At 44.6% G+C, this 1,634-nt stretch carries 1 protein-coding gene; it reads right to left on the bottom strand.

Annotation, left to right across the window (positions count from 1 at the left end):
• Positions 1-1,634, bottom strand: a 1,634-nt coding sequence (locus tag B3B27_RS02560; RefSeq protein WP_286846785.1) for a M60 family metallopeptidase, incomplete at both ends; no start/stop codon positions are given.

The raw sequence follows: 1,634 nt of genomic DNA, 5'->3' as shown, positions 1-1,634 counted from the left end.
ATTTTGGTAAATTCCAGTTGTTGCTCGCCCGGCGTGGACTTATCGGGCGATGTACGGATTTTTTCGTACAAATCTTTATACACATCGGCATTCCCCCTTGCATTGGCAAAATAGAGCTGTAACTGCCAAAGCGGGACCAGTTTGCAGAATACGTCTCCCTCGCCGGGATGAGCTGCCTTTTTCACAAAAGAATTATGGTAAGCATTCTCATAACGGTTATTATAACGCCCCATATTCTCTGACTCCAACCGTGAAGCATTCCCCCATTGAGTCTGCACGTAGAGAGAGTGCACGTTATTGGTCACTTCCGTCATGCCGTGCCATTTAAAGCCGGGACGGGTTTGAAACGTATGCCCCGTTTCATGTGCCGGCCCCCAGGGAGATAATTTAAACTGTTTCAGGTCGAGAATGGCTCTCTTTACATCTGCTCCACTCACATTGTATGCTGTCCGGTATGAAGTGGAATACATATACGATGTATACATAGCATGGAAATAGGCTCTGTTAACAGTCGGCCTATTATACTTCATCAGTCCCATGAACTCTTTTTCCATGCGGACCAAATCGTCGTAAGCATTGATCAGTTTATCACCGTTGTCAGCTGCATAGGTTTTCAAATCGTTTGTCGGGAATGTCAGATGGGCATGTTCACCCAATAGATCGAAATAATCATCAACTGCCGCGCTGAGCAGTCGCGGCCAGTCTGACGCCTGATGCTTTTGCGAATCGAAATAACCGTTCACTTTCCCGGTGGCGAAATGGATTTTTACCTGAGGTGCGGTTTGCCAATCGGGCGTATGATAGAACAGATAAACCAGGCCTTTGTTGCGGACTTTCAATTTATTCACCCCCGGAGAAAGCGGATAAAAAGATGCATTATTATAGCCATCTTTACCGGGACTATTCAGGTTTTGAATTTTCAAGCTCAAAGGATATCCTCCGGTATCACCTACAAAAACCACCATTTCCTCGTTTTCCGAAACAGAAATTCCGGTGGGGTTATCCAGTAAGCTCAAGGTGGATGTTTTATTCACTCTTGCCCAATCGTCAGGATGTGGCCAGGCACGGTAGTCTTGTATGCGGAACTCCCGTGGATAGGTTCCTTTCAGCATATAAAGAGCGATATTGCGGTAGAGGTTGTTAGATACCTTTTCTATCTCATCCATTGTAATGCCGGCCTTGAGTTGCGTACAAGTAAGATCGGTAAATAGCGTGAGAGGATTGGTATTGTCAGGGTTGGTGCGATAAAACTCCATCTCGGCACATGAGGCAAAACCTTGTCCATCACCGGCACCCGAATTAACTACAAATTTAATTGATTTGGGTTTTACCAGGGTTTTTTCGAACGATACTCTAGTAGGAGACGATACACCCTGAAAATCATAATCCATCGCTTTTATGTAAGAGGGCTTATCTTCTGTTGCTACCCAAATCTCAACCTCTTTGAAAAGACCATTTGGGCCTGACGTCCGGGGGTAATAGACAATATAATCTATACTTTCCTGATTCTCGAAAAAGTATTCCAGCGTAATAGGGAAATAATTGCTACCTGAGTTGTTCCATGATGAATGGTAAAGGGTGTTCATATCACCATCAAAAGACTTTTCAATTTCTCCCCCCGGTTGGAATGAACT

It is taken from the genome of Proteiniphilum sp. UBA5463 (assembly GCF_002427225.1).
GTDB classification, from domain to species: Bacteria; Bacteroidota; Bacteroidia; order Bacteroidales; family Dysgonomonadaceae; genus Proteiniphilum; species Proteiniphilum propionicum.
This window is presented reverse-complemented; position numbering and strand designations above follow the sequence as displayed.